The following is a 14,211-nucleotide window of genomic DNA, read 5'->3' as shown; positions in this document are numbered from 1 at the left end:
CTTATGCCTCACCAAGGTATGCGCGGATCACGTCCGGGTTGTTGCGGATCTCTTCCGGCGTGCCGTTTGCCAGCGGCGTGCCCTGGTTTACCACGTAGATACGGTCCGATATGCCCATCACCAGCTTCATGTCGTGCTCAATCAGCAGGATGGTGGTATCGTGATGATCGCGCAACTCGGCAATCAGCTCGTCCAGCTCTTTGGTCTCTTTCGGGTTGAGGCCCGCCGCCGGTTCGTCGAGCATCAGGATCTCCGGCTGGGTCACCATGCAGCGCACAATCTCCAGTCGACGCTGGTCGCCGTAGGCCAGGTTGCTCGCCTGACGGTTGGCGTGCTGCAGCAGGCCGATGCGGTCGAGCCAGGTGGCGGCACGATCGAGCGCCTCCTCCTGCGCGCGGCGGAAGGCCGGGGTTTTCAGCAGGCCGGAGAACAGGCCGGTTTTCAGCTGCTGATGCTGTGCCACCAGCAGGTTCTCAATCACCGTCATCTCGCGGAACAAACGCACGTGCTGGAAGGTACGTACCACGCCCATGCGGGCAATCTGCTGGCCCGGTAGCCCTTCCAGGTGCTGGTCGCGCAGCATGATGGTGCCGCCCGTCGGCTTGTAGAAGCCGGTCAGACAGTTAAAGACCGTGGTTTTCCCCGCGCCGTTCGGGCCAATCAGGGAGACGATCTCTTTTTTATGCAGGTCAAGGTTCACGTTGTTGACCGCCAGCAGGCCGCCAAAACGCATCATCAGACCGTTTACGGATAATAATGGCTGACTCATGCCTGCTCTCCTTTCGCTTCCACATTCTTAAGCTTCAGCTGTGGACGCGTCATCGGCAGCAGACCCTGCGGACGCCAGATCATCATCAGCACCATCAAACCACCCAGCATCAGCATGCTGTATTCGTTAAAGTCGCGCATCAGCTCGCGAGAGACCACCAGCAGGATGGCCGCGAGGATAACGGCGAACTGCGAGCCCATCCCGCCGAGTACCACAATCGCCAGCACAAAGGCCGATTCGGCAAAGGTGAACGACTCGGGGCTGACGAAGCCCTGGCGCGCGGCGAACAGCGTGCCGGCGAAACCGGCAAACGCGGCGCTGATGGTGAACGCGGTCAGCTTGATGCGGGTCGGGTTCAGGCCCAGAGAGCGGCAGGCGATCTCATCTTCGCGCAGCGCTTCCCACGCTCGGCCCAGCGGCATGCGCAGCAGGCGGTTGATCACAAACAGGGTGATGACCACCAGCAGCAGCGCCACCAGATAGAGCCAGATCACGCGGTCAGATGGGTCATATTTGATGCCGAAGAAGTTGCTGAAGGTATCCCAGCCGCCTTCGCGGGCGGTACGGCTGAACTCCAGGCCAAAGAAGGTCGGTTTTGGGATCTGGCTGATGCCGTTCGGGCCACCGGTCACTTCGGTGTTGTTGAGCAGCAGGATACGGACAATTTCACCGAAGCCTAAGGTCACAATCGCCAAGTAGTCACCGCGCAGGCGCAGCACCGGGAAGCCGAGCAGGAAGCCTGCGGCGGCAGAGACCAGCCCCGCCAGCGGCAGGCAGGTCCAGAAGCCGAGGCCGTAATAGTGGTTCAGCAGCGCAAAGGTGTACGCGCCGATGGCGTAGAACCCGCCGTAGCCCAGCACCAGCAGGCCAGAGAGACCGACCACCACGTTCAGACCGAGGCCGAGGATCACGTAAATCATGGTCAGGGTGGCGATGTCCACCGTGCCGCGCGACACCATAAACGGCCACGCCACGGCAGCCACCAGCAGCGCCACGAGGAACAGCTTCTGTTTTACCGTTGTACCGTCGATCGCCGGCAGGACGAATTTCGGTCCGGAGACATTTTTCAGCGTTTTCTGGAACAGCGGGCGCAGCAGCTGGAACAGGAACACCACGGCGGTGCCGATAAAGACCCACTGCCAGCGAATATCAGCTGCAGTATCGACAACGAGTTTGGTGCCATTCAGCTCAAGCTGGACGCCCATAAAGACGCTGGCCAGCACGAAGAACATGGCGGCAGAGAGCAGCGCCATTGCAAAATGCATCGGTTTCATACTTTCTCTACCTCCGGACGGCCCAGAATACCGGTAGGCATCACCAGCAGAACCAGAATCAGCAGGGCAAACGACACCACGTCTTTATATTCGGTGCTCAGGTACGCCGAGGAGAGCGCTTCCGCCACGCCCAGGATCAGGCCGCCAATCATCGCGCCCGGAATGCTGCCGATGCCGCCCAGTACCGCCGCGGTGAAGGCTTTCATCCCGGCCATAAAGCCGATGTACGGGTTAATTACGCCGTAGAACTGGCCGAGCAGCACGCCAGCCACCGCCGCCATCGCCGCGCCAATCACGAAGGTCAGGGCGATTACGCGGTCGGTGTTGATGCCGAGCAGGCTCGCCATCTTCAGGTCTTCCGCGCACGCGCGGCAGGCGCGCCCCATGCGGGAGTAGCGGATGAACAGGGTCAGGGCGAGCATGGCGACAAAGGTCACGACCCAGATCACCAGCTGCATCGTGGTAATAGAGGCAGAGAAGTTTTCGCTGGCCCCCACAATCCACTGGCCGTTAAACAGGCTTGGCAGCGCCACGTCGCGCGAACCTTCGGTCAGGCTGACGTAGTTTTGCAGGAAGATCGACATCCCAATCGCGGAAATCAGCGCAATAAGACGCTTGGAGCTGCGCACCGGCCGGTAGGCCACGCGTTCGATGCTCCAGCCGTAGGCGCTGGCGATCACGATCGCGCCAACAAACCCGGCGGCGACCAGCAGCCAGCTGCTGTCGATGCCCATCATCATCAGCGCGGCGATAATCATAAAGGAGACGTAGCTACCGATCATGTACACCTCGCCGTGGGCGAAGTTGATCATGCCGATAATGCCGTAAACCATCGTATAGCCGATGGCGATCAGCGCGTAGGTGCTTCCCAGCGTGACGCCGTTAAACATCTGCTGCAAAAAGTAGAGAAACTGCTCGGACATATGCAAACCTTTTTATACCCGCCCGGTGAGCCGGGCGGTGGGATAATTATTTGGCGACCGAGGACGAACCGTCGGCGTGCCACTTAAAGACACCAAACTCAAATCCCTTCAGATCGCCTTTCTCATCCCAGTTCAGCGGCCCAATCACGGTGTTCGCCCCGTGTGCTTTTAAATCTTTCACCAGATCCAGCGGCTCTTTGCTGCCGGTACGCTCCAGCGCGGTTGCCAGAGACTGCACAGCCGCGTAGGTGATCCAGACGTATGGACCACTCGGATCTTTCTTCTGCGCCTTGAGCGCATCCACGATAGCCTTGTTGGCCGGATCCTGGTCATAGCGTTTTGGCATCGTCACCAGCATGCCTTCGGCAGAATCCCCTGCGATGTTTGACAGTGAGGCGTTGCCCACGCCCTCTGGCCCCATAAACTGGGTTTTCAGACCGGTGGCGCGCGCCTGGCGCAGCATCTGGCCCATTTCCGGGTAGTAGCCGCCGTAGTAGACGAAGTCGATGTTCTCTTTTTGCAGACGGGCGATCAGCGCGGAGAAGTCTTTTTCGCCTGCGGTAATGCCGTCGAAGAAGACGATGTTCGCGCCGCCTTTTTTCAGGCCGTCCTGCACGGAGCGCGCCAGGCCTTCGCCGTACTGCTGCTTGTCATGAATGATGGCGATACGCTGTGGCTTAACGGTGTCGAGGATGTATTTGGCCGCGGTCGGTCCCTGGGAAGAGTCCAGGCCGGCGGTACGCATGATGTGCTGATAGCCGCGCTGGGTCAGCTCCGGGTTGGTGGCACCCGGAGTGATCATCAAAATACCTTCGTCTTCGTAGATATCGGACGCGGGCTGGGTGGAGGATGAGCACAGGTGGCCGATGACGTACTGAATCCCGTCGTTGACGATTTTGTTGGCGACCGCAACGGCCTGTTTCGGATCGCAGGCGTCGTCATACTCCACGCCTACCAGCTTGTCGCCCTTGATGCCGCCTTTGTCGTTGATGTCTTTGATGGCCTGACGCGCGCCGTTAAACTCCATGTCACCCCACTGGGCAACAGGGCCGGACATCGCACCGACTACCGCAACTTTAATCTCTTCCGCCATGGCCGCATGCGAGATCGCCAGTGCAACCATTCCCGCGATAAATGTCTTCGCGTTCCTTTTCATCTCAGAATCCCCATTCGTGATGTCGTGTTTATATTTTGTTTTATTATGGTTAAAAAGCATTCTGTACTTTTAATGAACAACGCTATTTTTACCAGTGCCTTTAATGGTTTAGCGCAGTTTTTTGTCAAAAACCAGACTAAAATCTCTATTTTTCAGGCGATTAAGGAAAGATAATATTCTGAAATCAGGCAGAGATAAACAAATAAAAGTGCAGTTTGCAGCATAAAATAACGGTACAAAGCGCCGAATAAATCGCTGCCATTCAGGTTAAAATTCTGCTTATTTTTCGATCCATGTGTTTTCACACTGCCCATTGCATGGCTAAAAAACTAATCACCTGGTTAATGAGAATAAAAAGAGGAAGCCGCTGAGTGAATAAATTGAGTACACTGCCTCTACTCAATTTGATTTGGACAAGCTGCTAATGAAACTGACTATCGTGCGTCTGGTGACCTTTAGCGACCAGGATCATATCGACCTGGGCAAGATCTGGCCGGAATATTCCCCTTCGTCGCTGCATGTCGACGAGAACCATCGCATTTATGCCGCGCGCTTCAACGAGCGCCTGCTGGCCGCGGTTCGCGTGACCCTGAGCGGCACGGAGGGAGCGCTGGACTCGCTGCGCGTGCGTGACGTGACCCGTCGTCGCGGTGTGGGACAGTATTTAATTGAAGAAGTGATCCGCGAAAACCCGAACGTAAACTCATGGTGGATGGCCGACGTGGGCGTGGAAGACCGCAGCGTGATGGCAGCGTTTATGCAGGCGTTAGGGTTTACGGCGCAGGAGAGCGGGTGGGAGAAGCGCTAAAAGAAAGCCGGGTGGCGGTTGCGCCTTACCCGGCCTACAATTTCTACCGCATTTTCCCAGGCATTATTTGGCGTCAGTTGCCGTTCCGTTCGCATGCCAGTCAAACACGCCGAACTCAAAGCCCTTCAGATCGCCCTTTGCGTCCCAGGAGAGCGGCCCCATCACGGTTTCCACCGTGTTGGCTTTCAGCCAGGTGGCAATCTCAGCCGGATCGGCTGACTGGTTCAGACCCGCCTGCAGAGACTGCAGCGCTGCGTAGGTGGTCCAGACGAACGCGCCGCTTGGATCCTGCTTCTTCGCCTTGATGGCATCTACGATAGGTTTGTTCGCTGGCACCTGGTCGTAGTTCTTCGGCTTGGTCACCAGCAGACCTTCGGCAGATTCACCCGCGATGTTAGACAGGGAAACGTTCGCCACGCCTTCCGGGCCCATGAACTGGGTTTTCAGACCCGCCGCGCGCGCCTGGCGCAGGATCTGGCCCATTTCCGGGTGGTAGCCGCCGTAGTAAACGAAATCGATATTCTCTTTCTTCAGACGCGCCACCAGGGTGGAGAAGTCTTTCTCGCCAGCGGTGATCCCATCAAAGAAGACCACGTTGGCATTGCCTTTTTTCAGACCGTCCTGCACCGCACGGGCCAGACCTTCACCATACTGCTGTTTGTCGTGAACAATCGCGATACGCTGCGGCTTCACTTTTTCCAGAATGTACTTAGCCGCCGTTGGGCCCTGATCGGAGTCCAGACCGGTGGTACGCAGGGTCAGCTTGTAGCCGCGCGCGGTCAGCTCCGGTGCGGTCGCAGCTGGGGTGATCATCAGAATACCTTCGTCTTCGTAGATGTCAGACGCGGGCTGAGTAGAAGAGGAGCACAGGTGACCGATAACGTATTTGATGCCGTCGTTGACCACTTTGTTCGCCACCGCGACCGCTTGCTTCGGGTCACAGGCATCGTCGTATTTTACGATCTGCAGTTTTTCGCCCTTGATGCCGCCCTTAGCATTAATGTCTGCAACTGCCTGTTCTGCGCCCGTAAATTCCTGGTCGCCGTACTGTGCTACCGGACCGGACATTGCGCCCACCACGGCCACTTTAATATCTGCCTGCGCCATGGTGCTGAATGCCAACGCGATACATCCTGCCAGTAACGCTTTACCCTTCATGTTCATCCTGAGATTCCCCATTATTATGGTTATTACGATTGTTGTGATGTTGTTGTGCAGCGCTTTATTTCAGTTATTGGTGTGCTGTTCGCGCTTTTTCAGCATACTCTGCTAAAACATACCCCATTTTTATGATTTTGGAATAGCTAATTTGAAATGAATATATGATAAGCCCGACAGGATTTACCGCCGGGCTGGTGGCTTTAACGTGTCAGCGACGCGAAGATAATGTCCAGCGCTTTGCGGAACTGCGCTTCTGGGATGGTAAGCGGATAAAGGAAGCGGATCACGTTGCCGTAAACGCCGCAGCTCAGGAGCAGCAGCCCTTCGTTCAACGCGCGCTCCTGCACCTGACGGGTAAATTCCGGCGACGGTTGCCCGGATTGCGGATCGTTAAACTCTACCGCGACCATCGAGCCCTGGGCACGGATGTCGGCGATGAACGGGCAGTTTTCCTTCGCTTTGTTGAGCACTTCTACCAGATGATGGCCGAGATGCGCCGAGCGCGTGCAGAGATCTTCCTCGTCAATCACGTCCAGTACCGCGTGCGCCGCGGCAATCGCCAGCGGGTTACCTGCGTAGGTACCGCCCAGACCGCCAGGTGCAGGCGCGTCCATCACCTCGGCGCGGCCCGATACCGCTGAGAGCGGCATCCCGCCCGCGAGGCTTTTTGCCATGGTGATCAGGTCCGGCTTCACGCAGTGGTGTTCCATCGAGAACAGCTTGCCGGTGCGGGCGAAGCCGCTTTGCACCTCGTCGGCAATCAGCAAAATTCCGTGGGTATCGCACAGGGCGCGCAGCGCCTGCATAAAATCAGCGGACGCAATGTTGAACCCGCCCTCCCCCTGAACCGGTTCGAGAATAATGGCCGCCACCTGGTCTGGGGCGATATCCGCCTTAAAGATGCGCTCCAGGCTTTTTAATGCTTCCGCCGTGCTGATGCCGTGCAGATCGTCAGGGAATTGAGCGTGGTATACCGAACCGGGGAACGGGCCAAAACCCAGCTTGTACGGCGCGACTTTACCGGTCAGCGCCATGGTCATAAAGGTGCGCCCGTGGAACGCGCCGCCGAAGGTGATAAGGCCGGGGCGTCTGGTATACGCGCGGGCAATTTTGACCGCGTTTTCGACCGCTTCAGCACCCGTCGAGAAGAAGGCGGTTTTGGCCGGGCCGTCAATCGGCACGCGCTGGTTGATGCGCTCGGCAAGCGCCACATAGCCCTCATACGGCACAATCTGGTAGGCCGTGTGGGTAAAAGCGTGGAGTTGTTTTTCGATAGCGGAGATAACTTTGGGATGGCGATGGCCAGTATTCAGCACCGCGATCCCGGCGGCGAAATCGATGTACTCATTGCCTTCCACGTCCCACACCGTGGCGTTTTCGGCTTTATCAGCATAGAAGTTACACATCACGCCGATGCCGCGCGGCGTCGCCTGTAAACGCCGGTCATTCAGTTCGTTATTTTTCACCCTGACCCCCTGAGAAAATCGCCTGCTTAGCGCATCAGTAAGTGTTTGCCAGGGGGGAGAAATTCGCCAGAGCGGGCGCTAAAAAAACAAAACCCCCGAATTTGCATTCGAGGGCTCTCGGTGTACTTCGCGGTAATTACGCTTCGATAGCAGCGCGAAGTTTTTTCATGGCGTTCTTTTCAAGCTGACGGACACGTTCCGCAGAAACGCCGTAGCGGTCGGCCAGCTCCTGCAGCGTGGACTTGTTGTCTTCGTCCAGCCAGCGGGCGCGGATAATGTCCTGGCTACGCTCGTCGAGGCCTTCCATCGCATGGGTCAGCTTGTTCGCAGCCTGATCTTCCCAGTTGTCCTCTTCAATGCCGTCGGCAAAGTTAGAGGTTTTATCCTGCAGATACAGAACCGGTGCCATCGGCTGGCTGTCAGATGCGTCGTCGTCGGAGGACATATCAAAGGTCATGTCCTGCGCGGCCATACGGGATTCCATCTCACGGACGTCTTTGCTGGATACACCCAGCTCGCGCGCCACCATTTCCACTTCATCCTGATTGAACCAGCCCAGACGCTGCTTGGTTTTACGCAGGTTGAAGAACAGCTTACGTTGCGCTTTTGTCGTGGCGACTTTCACGATACGCCAGTTGCGCAGCACGTATTCATGAATTTCTGCTTTGATCCAGTGTACGGCGAAGGAGACCAGTCGCACGCCCACTTCCGGGTTAAAGCGACGTACAGCCTTCATCAGGCCGATGTTACCTTCCTGAATCAAGTCCGCCTGCGGCAGGCCATAGCCCGCATAGTTACGAGCAATGTGAACAACAAAGCGCAGGTGAGACAGGATCAGCTTTTTCGCTGCTTCCAGATCGCCCTGGTAATGCAGCTTTTCAGCAAGCTCCTTTTCTTCCTCGGCCGTTAACATCGGCCAGGTGTTCGCAGCCCGGATGTAAGATTCCAGGTTACCAACAGGGGCTAAAGCTAAAGTTTGCATTTCTTTGGTCATTCATTCCTCTCAATGTTTCTTCTGGTCCAGGCTGTCCCCGTCAGGCAACAACCATGCCAAAGCGTTTGAGCAACGAGATTAGCATTCACTCTTTTATCAGACAGTGATTTTATCCACAAGTTCCAGGTGCAACAGTGAATAAATTACGCACAAAATGTGACATGGAGATGATAACAGGGGAAGAGACAACAGGGACGCTTTCCCTGCAGAGCGAACATCTCGGTGCAGGGAAAGATTATATCACGCTTTTATTAGTCGGGAGTAAAGTGGCGTAAATGTTGAACCGTTGCCAGCCATGCGGCAATCCAGCCGATCATGGAGCACACCAGCAGCAACAGCAGGCACTCATCTAAGCCTAAGCCACTGATATCAAACTTAGTTCCGAAAACCTGCGCCACTTCTGTGACGGCAGACGAAAGCCGCATCACTAAAATTTCTGACAATATCAGTGAAAGAAATGCACCGGAGAAACCGAGCAGTGCGCCACCGTAGAGGAACGGACGCAGGATGAAACCATCCGTTGCTCCAATCAGTTTTTGCACGTTGATGGTATCGCGACGCGCAAAGATGCTCAGACGCACGCTGTTACCGATGACGAGGAACACCGCCGCCACCATCAGCACGCCGATCATCGCCGACACGCGCCCCACCAGCCCGGTCAGCGCCGCAAGACGGGCAAACCAGCTGTCGTCCATGCGCACTTCATCAATCCCGTTGATGCGTGTGATGCGGTCGCGCAGGGTATTCAGAGAATCGGTACCCTGGAAATCCAGCTTCGGGATCACCACCGCCACGGCGGGCAGCGGGTTCTCTTCCAGCATGTCCAGCGCGCCGCCAAAGCCTGACCAGTTACGGAACTCGCCCAACGCTTCTTCACGGGAGAGATAATTCACCTTCTCCACGCCCTGCTCGGCCTGGATTTGCCCGACCACCTGCGCCGCCGCGTTATCGTCGAGCGCTTTATCCAGATAAACGGTGATCTGCGGTGACGGGTAATACTGCGAAGCCGCCTGGTTGACGTTCTTATAGACCATGTAGCAGACGCTTGGCAGCGTCAGGGAGATGGCAATCACCATCACCGTCAGGAACGTCGCCAGCGGTTTGCTTTTCAGGTCCTGCAGCGCGCCGTGGAAGGCGTAGCGCACCTGTTCGTTAAACACGTTGGTCTTGCGGGAGGCCGGTTTCGGCGCCGCTTTCTGGCGCTTAGGCGCATTACGATTGCCGTCACCGCCGCCCTGCGGCTTACGGAAACGGTCGAACCGGTTCCCGAACTGCCGAATCTGGTTCATTGCATCACGCTTGTTCACCGTGGCCTCCGTGCAAATGCCCGTCGCTCAGGGTCAGCATGCGGTACGAACGACGGGAAATCAGTCCCATGTCGTGCGTCGCCATCAGTACCGTTACCCCTACGCGGTTGAATTCCTCAAACAGACGCAAAATCCCTTCGGACAGGGCATCGTCCAGGTTACCGGTCGGTTCATCCGCCAGCAGTACGGCAGGCTTGTTCACCACCGCACGGGCGATGCCCACGCGCTGCTGTTCACCGCCGGAAAGCTGGATCGGGAAGTTCTTCGCTTTGTCCAGCAGCCCGACCTTGTCCAGCGCCGCAGAGACGCGACGGCGGATATCGTCATAGCTGGCGCCGGCAATAATCAGCGGGATCGCCACGTTATCGAAAACGGTGCGATCCATCAGCAGGTGGTGATCCTGGAAAATCATGCCGATCTGACGACGCAGAAACGGCACTTCACGATTTTTCAGACGGCTAATTTCGTGGCCGCTGAACCAGATTTTCCCGGCGCTTGGCCGTTCGATCCCACAGATAAGCTTGAGCAGGGTACTTTTCCCCGCGCCGGAATGGCCGGTCAGGAATGCCATCTCGCCTGGCTGCAGGTGGAACGTCACCCCCTGCAGCGCTTGTCTCCCACCGAGATAGGCCTTGCTGACGTGTTCAAAGCGAATCATTGTTAGTCCTCTCGGGCAAATAATGCCTCAATAAAGTCGTCCGCCTTAAACGGACGCAAATCCTCAATACGCTCGCCCACACCGATGTAGCGGATAGGAATGCCGAACTGGTCGGCCACGGAGAAGATCACCCCGCCTTTCGCGGTGCCGTCCAGTTTGGTCAGCGTGATCCCTGTCAGCCCTACCGCTTCATGGAACAGCTTCGCCTGGCTAATGGCGTTCTGCCCGGTGCTGGCGTCGATAGTCAGCATAATTTCATGCGGTGCATCTTCGTCCAGCTTCTTCATGACGCGGACGATTTTCTTCAGCTCTTCCATCAGGTGCGATTTGTTTTGCAAACGCCCTGCGGTGTCAGCAATCAGCACGTCCACGTTGCGCGACTTCGCCGCCTGGATGGCATCGAAAATCACGGATGCGGAATCCGCGCCGGTGTGCTGGGCAATCACCGGAATGTTGTTGCGCTGGCCCCACACCTGGAGCTGCTCAACCGCTGCCGCACGGAAGGTATCGCCCGCCGCCAGCATCACCGATTTGCCCTGCTGCTCAAACTGGCGCGCCAGCTTGCCGATGGTGGTGGTTTTACCCACGCCGTTAACGCCAACCATCAGAATAACAAATGGCGTTTTGCCTTCAATATTAAGCGGTTCGTCAACTTTTGCGAGAATTTCACCCATCTCGTCTTTCAGCAGGCCGTACAGCGCCTCGGCGTCGCGCAGCTGTTTGCGGCTCGCCCCTTCGGTCAGGTTGGCGATGATCTTACGGGTAGTTTCCACGCCCACGTCCGCAATCAGCAGCTGCTCTTCCAGCTCTTCAAACAGATCGTCGTCGATCTTCTTGCCGCGGAAAAGACTGATAAATCCGGAACCTAAGTTTTCTTTGGTTTTTAACAGGCTGCGCTTCAGGCGCGCGAAGAAACCTTCTTTGGTCGGTTTTTCCTGCTCCTGAACGATCTCTTCTTCGGCCTGCTCTTCCACCGGCACGACGATTACCGCTTCTTCAGCCGCTTCCGCCGCCAGCGCCTGAGCTTCCAGCTCTTCGTCGGTCAGCTCTGGCTCAAGTGCCGCCTCTTCTTCCACCGCCTCAACGATTTCAACGGTTTCCGCTTCAGCCTGCCACTCTTCGGCAGAAACCTCTTCAGCTTTAACCTCTTCGGGCAGCGGCAGCGTTTCGTGTTCGATAGCGGCCTGCGGCGCTTCGGTAAGGGTTTCTACGATAACCGGCTCTGGCTTCTCGCTCTCCTGAACCTGCTCAGTGACCTCAACCACCTCTTCAGCAAAGGATTCAATCTCTTCTTTGCTGTGCGCTGGTTCTTCCGCTTCGACAACCGCAGCGGTTTCGACAGGCGTTTCAGGCTGTGACTGCTCTTCTACAACCTGTTGCTCTTCGGTTTTCTGTTCTGTTTCTTGCTCTTTTTCACCGAAACCCAACCAGGAAAAGAAGCCACGTTTTTTTTGTTTTGCCATCTGCGACTACACTCCTCGCGGCGCTATATACAGGGAAGCTAAAAAAATGATGAAATAGTCTAACACTTTACTTAATTGACATCACCGCCCGCAATCGCAGGGCTATGGTTAACAGAGCTTTCCAGAGATGAAGAAACCCACCCGCGCCCCGGCCGGTCAAATTCGCATTATCGGCGGCCAGTGGCGAGGCCGGAAATTACCGGTGCCGGACAGCCCCGGTTTACGCCCTACAACCGACCGCGTTCGCGAGACGCTGTTTAACTGGCTTGCCCCATCAATGGTAGACGCCCACTGCCTGGACTGCTTCGCCGGAAGCGGTGCCTTAGGGCTGGAAGCGCTGTCACGCTACGCCGCCAGCGCCACGCTGCTGGAGATGGAGCGCGGCGTTGCGCAGACGCTGCAGCAAAATCTGGCGACGCTGAAGGCGACGAACGCGAAAGTGGTCAACACCAATACGCTGAGCTTCCTCGCGCAGCGGGGTACGCCGCATAACGTGGTCTTTGTCGACCCGCCGTTCCGCAAGGGGTTGCTGGAAGAGACGTTATCCCTGCTGGAGCACAATGGCTGGCTGGCGGATGACGCGCTGATTTATGTAGAAAGCGAAGTGGAAAACGGCCTGCCACCCGTTCCCGTTCACTGGGATCTGCACCGCGAGAAGGTCGCAGGCCAGGTGGCTTATCGTCTGTATCACCGTCAGGCACAAGGAGGATCCGATGCCGGTACTGATTAACCTGGGGCGCTTGCTGATGCTGGGCGTCTGGGCATTTTTGATTTTGAATCTGGTGCACCCGTTCCCGCGCCCGTTGAACATCTTCGTTAACGTGGCGCTGATTTTCACCTCGTTCATGCACGCCCTGCAGATGGTGATGCTGAAAAACGGCCTGCCGAAAGATGGCCCGCCGATGACCGGCTGGCAGCAGCTGCGGGTGTTTATTTTCGGCGTGTTTGAACTGCTGGTGTGGATGAAGAAGTTTAAGGCGCAGGTGAAGAAGTAAGGTGCGGTGTGATGCCCTCACCCTAACCCTCTCCCACGGGAGAGGGGACCGATCGCGCATTATTCAGCCCTAAAACCTACAAAACGCGACCCTTTATAGCTCAGCGTGCCTTTCTCTCCCACCGTCAGTTGATGGTACTGCTGCGCCTCCAGGCGGAAGGTCATCTCCAGACCGCCGGTTTCCGGCTTAAAGCTGGCTTCATAGCGCATGCCGGTGCCCGCAGGCGTCACCTGCTGCTGGCGAGAGCGGCGGTCGTTAAGCGGTTTCTCGCGTTTGTTCGCCACCACTACGCGCTTTTGCATCAGCGGCGCGGCGTCGTTGTCCGCCTTTTCGCGGCGCTGCTGCACGAAGCGAAACGAGGCGGCAATGACGATAATCGCCACCACGATAATGAAAAACAGCGGCATCTTGCTCATTGAAAAATCCCATCAGATTATGCGGAATTCAGGATACCTCGCCTGCCCCGGCATTGCCAAACGCCCGCTCGCGTCACTACACTGGATCAGAAACTGATTATTCAGCCTCAACAGTTACAGGGAGTTAATATGCTTTGGTCATTTATCGCTGTCTGTTTTTCCGCATGGCTTTATGTCGATGCGTCCTATCGCGGTCCAGCCTGGCAGCGCTGGTTGTTTAAACCCGTCACGCTGCTGTTGCTTCTGCTGCTTGCCTGGCAGGCTCCGATGTTTAACGCCATCAGCTATCTGGTGCTCGCCGGGCTGTGTGCCTCCCTGATTGGTGATGCCTTAACCCTGCTGCCGCGTCAGCGCCTGCTGTATGCCGTGGGGGCATTTTTCCTCTCCCATCTGCTGTATACCATCTACTTTGCCAGCCAGATGACGCTCTCCTTCTTCTGGCCGCTGCCGCTGGTGCTGCTGGTGATTGGCGCCCTGCTGATTGCGGTGATCTGGTCGCGTCTGGAAGAGATGCGTCTGCCGGTATGCACGTTTATCGCCATGACGCTGGTGATGGTTTGGCTGGCCGGTGAACTATGGTTCTTCCGCCCGACATCTCAGGCGATGTCCGCGTTCTTCGGCGCGGCGCTGCTGTTAATCGGTAATATCGTCTGGCTGGGCAGCCACTATCGCCGCCGCTTCCGCGCGGATAACGCGATTTCGTCCGCCTGCTACTTCGCCGGGCACTTCCTGATAGTGCGTTCATTGTATATCTAAATAACGCTTGACTCTGGAGTCGACTCCAGAGTGTATGCTGCGGTTAATGAGAAAATTATCATTAC

Annotated in this window: 15 protein-coding genes; 4 read left to right on the top strand and 11 right to left on the bottom strand. The window is 56.8% G+C overall.

What is annotated here, in order from left to right:
* Position 1 precedes the first annotated feature (1 nt).
* Genes livG through livK form a run of 4 tightly spaced genes read right to left on the bottom strand, consistent with a single transcriptional unit; the run spans position 2 to position 4,122 of the window.
* Positions 2-769 carry a high-affinity branched-chain amino acid ABC transporter ATP-binding protein LivG gene (gene livG / locus DG357_RS01460; protein ID WP_028015149.1) on the bottom strand — a complete coding sequence of 256 codons (768 nt, stop codon included), beginning with the start codon at positions 767-769 and terminating at the stop codon, positions 2-4.
* Entirely contained in the window at positions 766-2,043 is a 1,278-nt protein-coding gene (locus tag DG357_RS01455; protein WP_045631383.1) for a high-affinity branched-chain amino acid ABC transporter permease LivM, read from the bottom strand. Before DG357_RS01455 ends, livG begins: the two co-directional genes overlap by 4 nt.
* Positions 2,040-2,966 carry a high-affinity branched-chain amino acid ABC transporter permease LivH gene (gene livH / locus DG357_RS01450; RefSeq protein WP_028015147.1) on the bottom strand — a complete coding sequence of 309 codons (927 nt, stop codon included), beginning with the start codon at positions 2,964-2,966 and terminating at the stop codon, positions 2,040-2,042. Before livH ends, DG357_RS01455 begins: the two co-directional genes overlap by 4 nt.
* A 46-nt stretch (positions 2,967-3,012) precedes the next feature.
* Positions 3,013-4,122: a high-affinity branched-chain amino acid ABC transporter substrate-binding protein LivK gene (gene livK, locus DG357_RS01445; protein WP_088204521.1), complete on the bottom strand. Its 1,110-nt coding sequence runs from the start codon at positions 4,120-4,122 to the stop codon at positions 3,013-3,015.
* A gap of 424 nt (positions 4,123-4,546) precedes the next feature.
* Between livK and panM the strand changes: the two genes are divergently transcribed.
* Positions 4,547-4,930 carry an aspartate 1-decarboxylase autocleavage activator PanM gene (panM, locus tag DG357_RS01440; RefSeq protein ID WP_088204522.1) on the top strand — a complete coding sequence of 128 codons (384 nt, stop codon included), beginning with the start codon at positions 4,547-4,549 and terminating at the stop codon, positions 4,928-4,930.
* Positions 4,931-4,993: 63 nt separating this feature from the next.
* Here the strand turns inward: panM and livJ are convergent, their stop codons facing one another.
* The 6 genes from livJ to ftsY form a co-directional block, all read right to left on the bottom strand.
* Positions 4,994-6,094, bottom strand: a complete 1,101-nt coding sequence (gene livJ, locus DG357_RS01435) for a branched chain amino acid ABC transporter substrate-binding protein LivJ (protein ID WP_072201786.1) — start codon at positions 6,092-6,094, stop codon at positions 4,994-4,996.
* A 197-nt stretch (positions 6,095-6,291) separates the two neighbouring features.
* Complete coding sequence (locus tag DG357_RS01430; RefSeq protein WP_088204523.1) at positions 6,292-7,557, bottom strand: 4-aminobutyrate--2-oxoglutarate transaminase; 1,266 nt, start codon at positions 7,555-7,557, stop codon at positions 6,292-6,294.
* A gap of 136 nt (positions 7,558-7,693) precedes the next feature.
* A complete protein-coding gene (gene rpoH / locus DG357_RS01425; RefSeq protein ID WP_028015143.1) occupies positions 7,694-8,551 on the bottom strand; it encodes an RNA polymerase sigma factor RpoH in 858 nt (285 codons plus the stop codon).
* 251 nt (positions 8,552-8,802) lie between these two features.
* Positions 8,803-9,858 carry a permease-like cell division protein FtsX gene (gene ftsX / locus DG357_RS01420; RefSeq protein WP_088204524.1) on the bottom strand — a complete coding sequence of 352 codons (1,056 nt, stop codon included), beginning with the start codon at positions 9,856-9,858 and terminating at the stop codon, positions 8,803-8,805.
* Positions 9,845-10,516, bottom strand: coding sequence for a cell division ATP-binding protein FtsE (ftsE, locus tag DG357_RS01415; RefSeq protein WP_003861525.1), 672 nt, complete (start codon positions 10,514-10,516; stop codon positions 9,845-9,847). The genes ftsX and ftsE overlap by 14 nt, the downstream gene beginning before the upstream one ends.
* 2 nt (positions 10,517-10,518) lie before the next feature.
* Positions 10,519-11,979: a signal recognition particle-docking protein FtsY gene (ftsY, locus tag DG357_RS01410; RefSeq protein ID WP_063943953.1), complete on the bottom strand. Its 1,461-nt coding sequence runs from the start codon at positions 11,977-11,979 to the stop codon at positions 10,519-10,521.
* Between the two features lie 127 nt (positions 11,980-12,106).
* Here ftsY and rsmD point away from each other — a divergent pair, with 127 nt between their 5' ends.
* Both rsmD and DG357_RS01400 read left to right on the top strand, forming a co-directional pair.
* Positions 12,107-12,709: a 16S rRNA (guanine(966)-N(2))-methyltransferase gene (gene rsmD / locus DG357_RS01405; protein ID WP_088204525.1), complete on the top strand. Its 603-nt coding sequence runs from the start codon at positions 12,107-12,109 to the stop codon at positions 12,707-12,709.
* Positions 12,693-12,974: a DUF1145 family protein gene (locus DG357_RS01400; protein ID WP_014882110.1), complete on the top strand. Its 282-nt coding sequence runs from the start codon at positions 12,693-12,695 to the stop codon at positions 12,972-12,974. The genes rsmD and DG357_RS01400 overlap by 17 nt, the downstream gene beginning before the upstream one ends.
* Before the next feature lie 59 nt (positions 12,975-13,033).
* Here DG357_RS01400 and DG357_RS01395 read toward each other — a convergent pair whose 3' ends face one another.
* The gene (locus tag DG357_RS01395) at positions 13,034-13,390 is read right to left on the bottom strand and encodes a DUF2500 domain-containing protein (RefSeq protein ID WP_028015139.1); all 357 of its coding nucleotides are present in this window, start codon (positions 13,388-13,390) and stop codon (positions 13,034-13,036) included.
* A gap of 129 nt (positions 13,391-13,519) precedes the next feature.
* Between DG357_RS01395 and DG357_RS01390 the strand changes: the two genes are divergently transcribed.
* Positions 13,520-14,146 carry a lysoplasmalogenase gene (locus tag DG357_RS01390; protein ID WP_028015138.1) on the top strand — a complete coding sequence of 209 codons (627 nt, stop codon included), beginning with the start codon at positions 13,520-13,522 and terminating at the stop codon, positions 14,144-14,146.
* Positions 14,147-14,211 lie beyond the last annotated feature (65 nt).

The organism is Enterobacter bugandensis, assembly GCF_900324475.1.
Taxonomy (GTDB): domain Bacteria; phylum Pseudomonadota; class Gammaproteobacteria; order Enterobacterales; family Enterobacteriaceae; genus Enterobacter; species Enterobacter bugandensis.
Note: the sequence above shows the minus strand (reverse complement) of the source record. Positions and strands in the feature narration are given on the sequence as shown.

Coding starts and splice junctions, on each gene's coding strand:
- livG (WP_028015149.1), bottom strand. CDS start 769: ATGAGTCAGCCATTATTATCCGTAAACGGTCTGATGATGCGTTTTGGC.
- DG357_RS01455 (WP_045631383.1), bottom strand. CDS start 2,043: ATGAAACCGATGCATTTTGCAATGGCGCTGCTCTCTGCCGCCATGTTC.
- livH (WP_028015147.1), bottom strand. CDS start 2,966: ATGTCCGAGCAGTTTCTCTACTTTTTGCAGCAGATGTTTAACGGCGTC.
- livK (WP_088204521.1), bottom strand. CDS start 4,122: ATGAAAAGGAACGCGAAGACATTTATCGCGGGAATGGTTGCACTGGCG.
- panM (WP_088204522.1), top strand. CDS start 4,547: ATGAAACTGACTATCGTGCGTCTGGTGACCTTTAGCGACCAGGATCAT.
- livJ (WP_072201786.1), bottom strand. CDS start 6,094: ATGAACATGAAGGGTAAAGCGTTACTGGCAGGATGTATCGCGTTGGCA.
- rpoH (WP_028015143.1), bottom strand. CDS start 8,551: ATGACCAAAGAAATGCAAACTTTAGCTTTAGCCCCTGTTGGTAACCTG.
- ftsE (WP_003861525.1), bottom strand. CDS start 10,516: ATGATTCGCTTTGAACACGTCAGCAAGGCCTATCTCGGTGGGAGACAA.
- ftsY (WP_063943953.1), bottom strand. CDS start 11,979: ATGGCAAAACAAAAAAAACGTGGCTTCTTTTCCTGGTTGGGTTTCGGT.
- rsmD (WP_088204525.1), top strand. CDS start 12,107: ATGAAGAAACCCACCCGCGCCCCGGCCGGTCAAATTCGCATTATCGGC.
- DG357_RS01400 (WP_014882110.1), top strand. CDS start 12,693: ATGCCGGTACTGATTAACCTGGGGCGCTTGCTGATGCTGGGCGTCTGG.
- DG357_RS01395 (WP_028015139.1), bottom strand. CDS start 13,390: ATGAGCAAGATGCCGCTGTTTTTCATTATCGTGGTGGCGATTATCGTC.
- DG357_RS01390 (WP_028015138.1), top strand. CDS start 13,520: ATGCTTTGGTCATTTATCGCTGTCTGTTTTTCCGCATGGCTTTATGTC.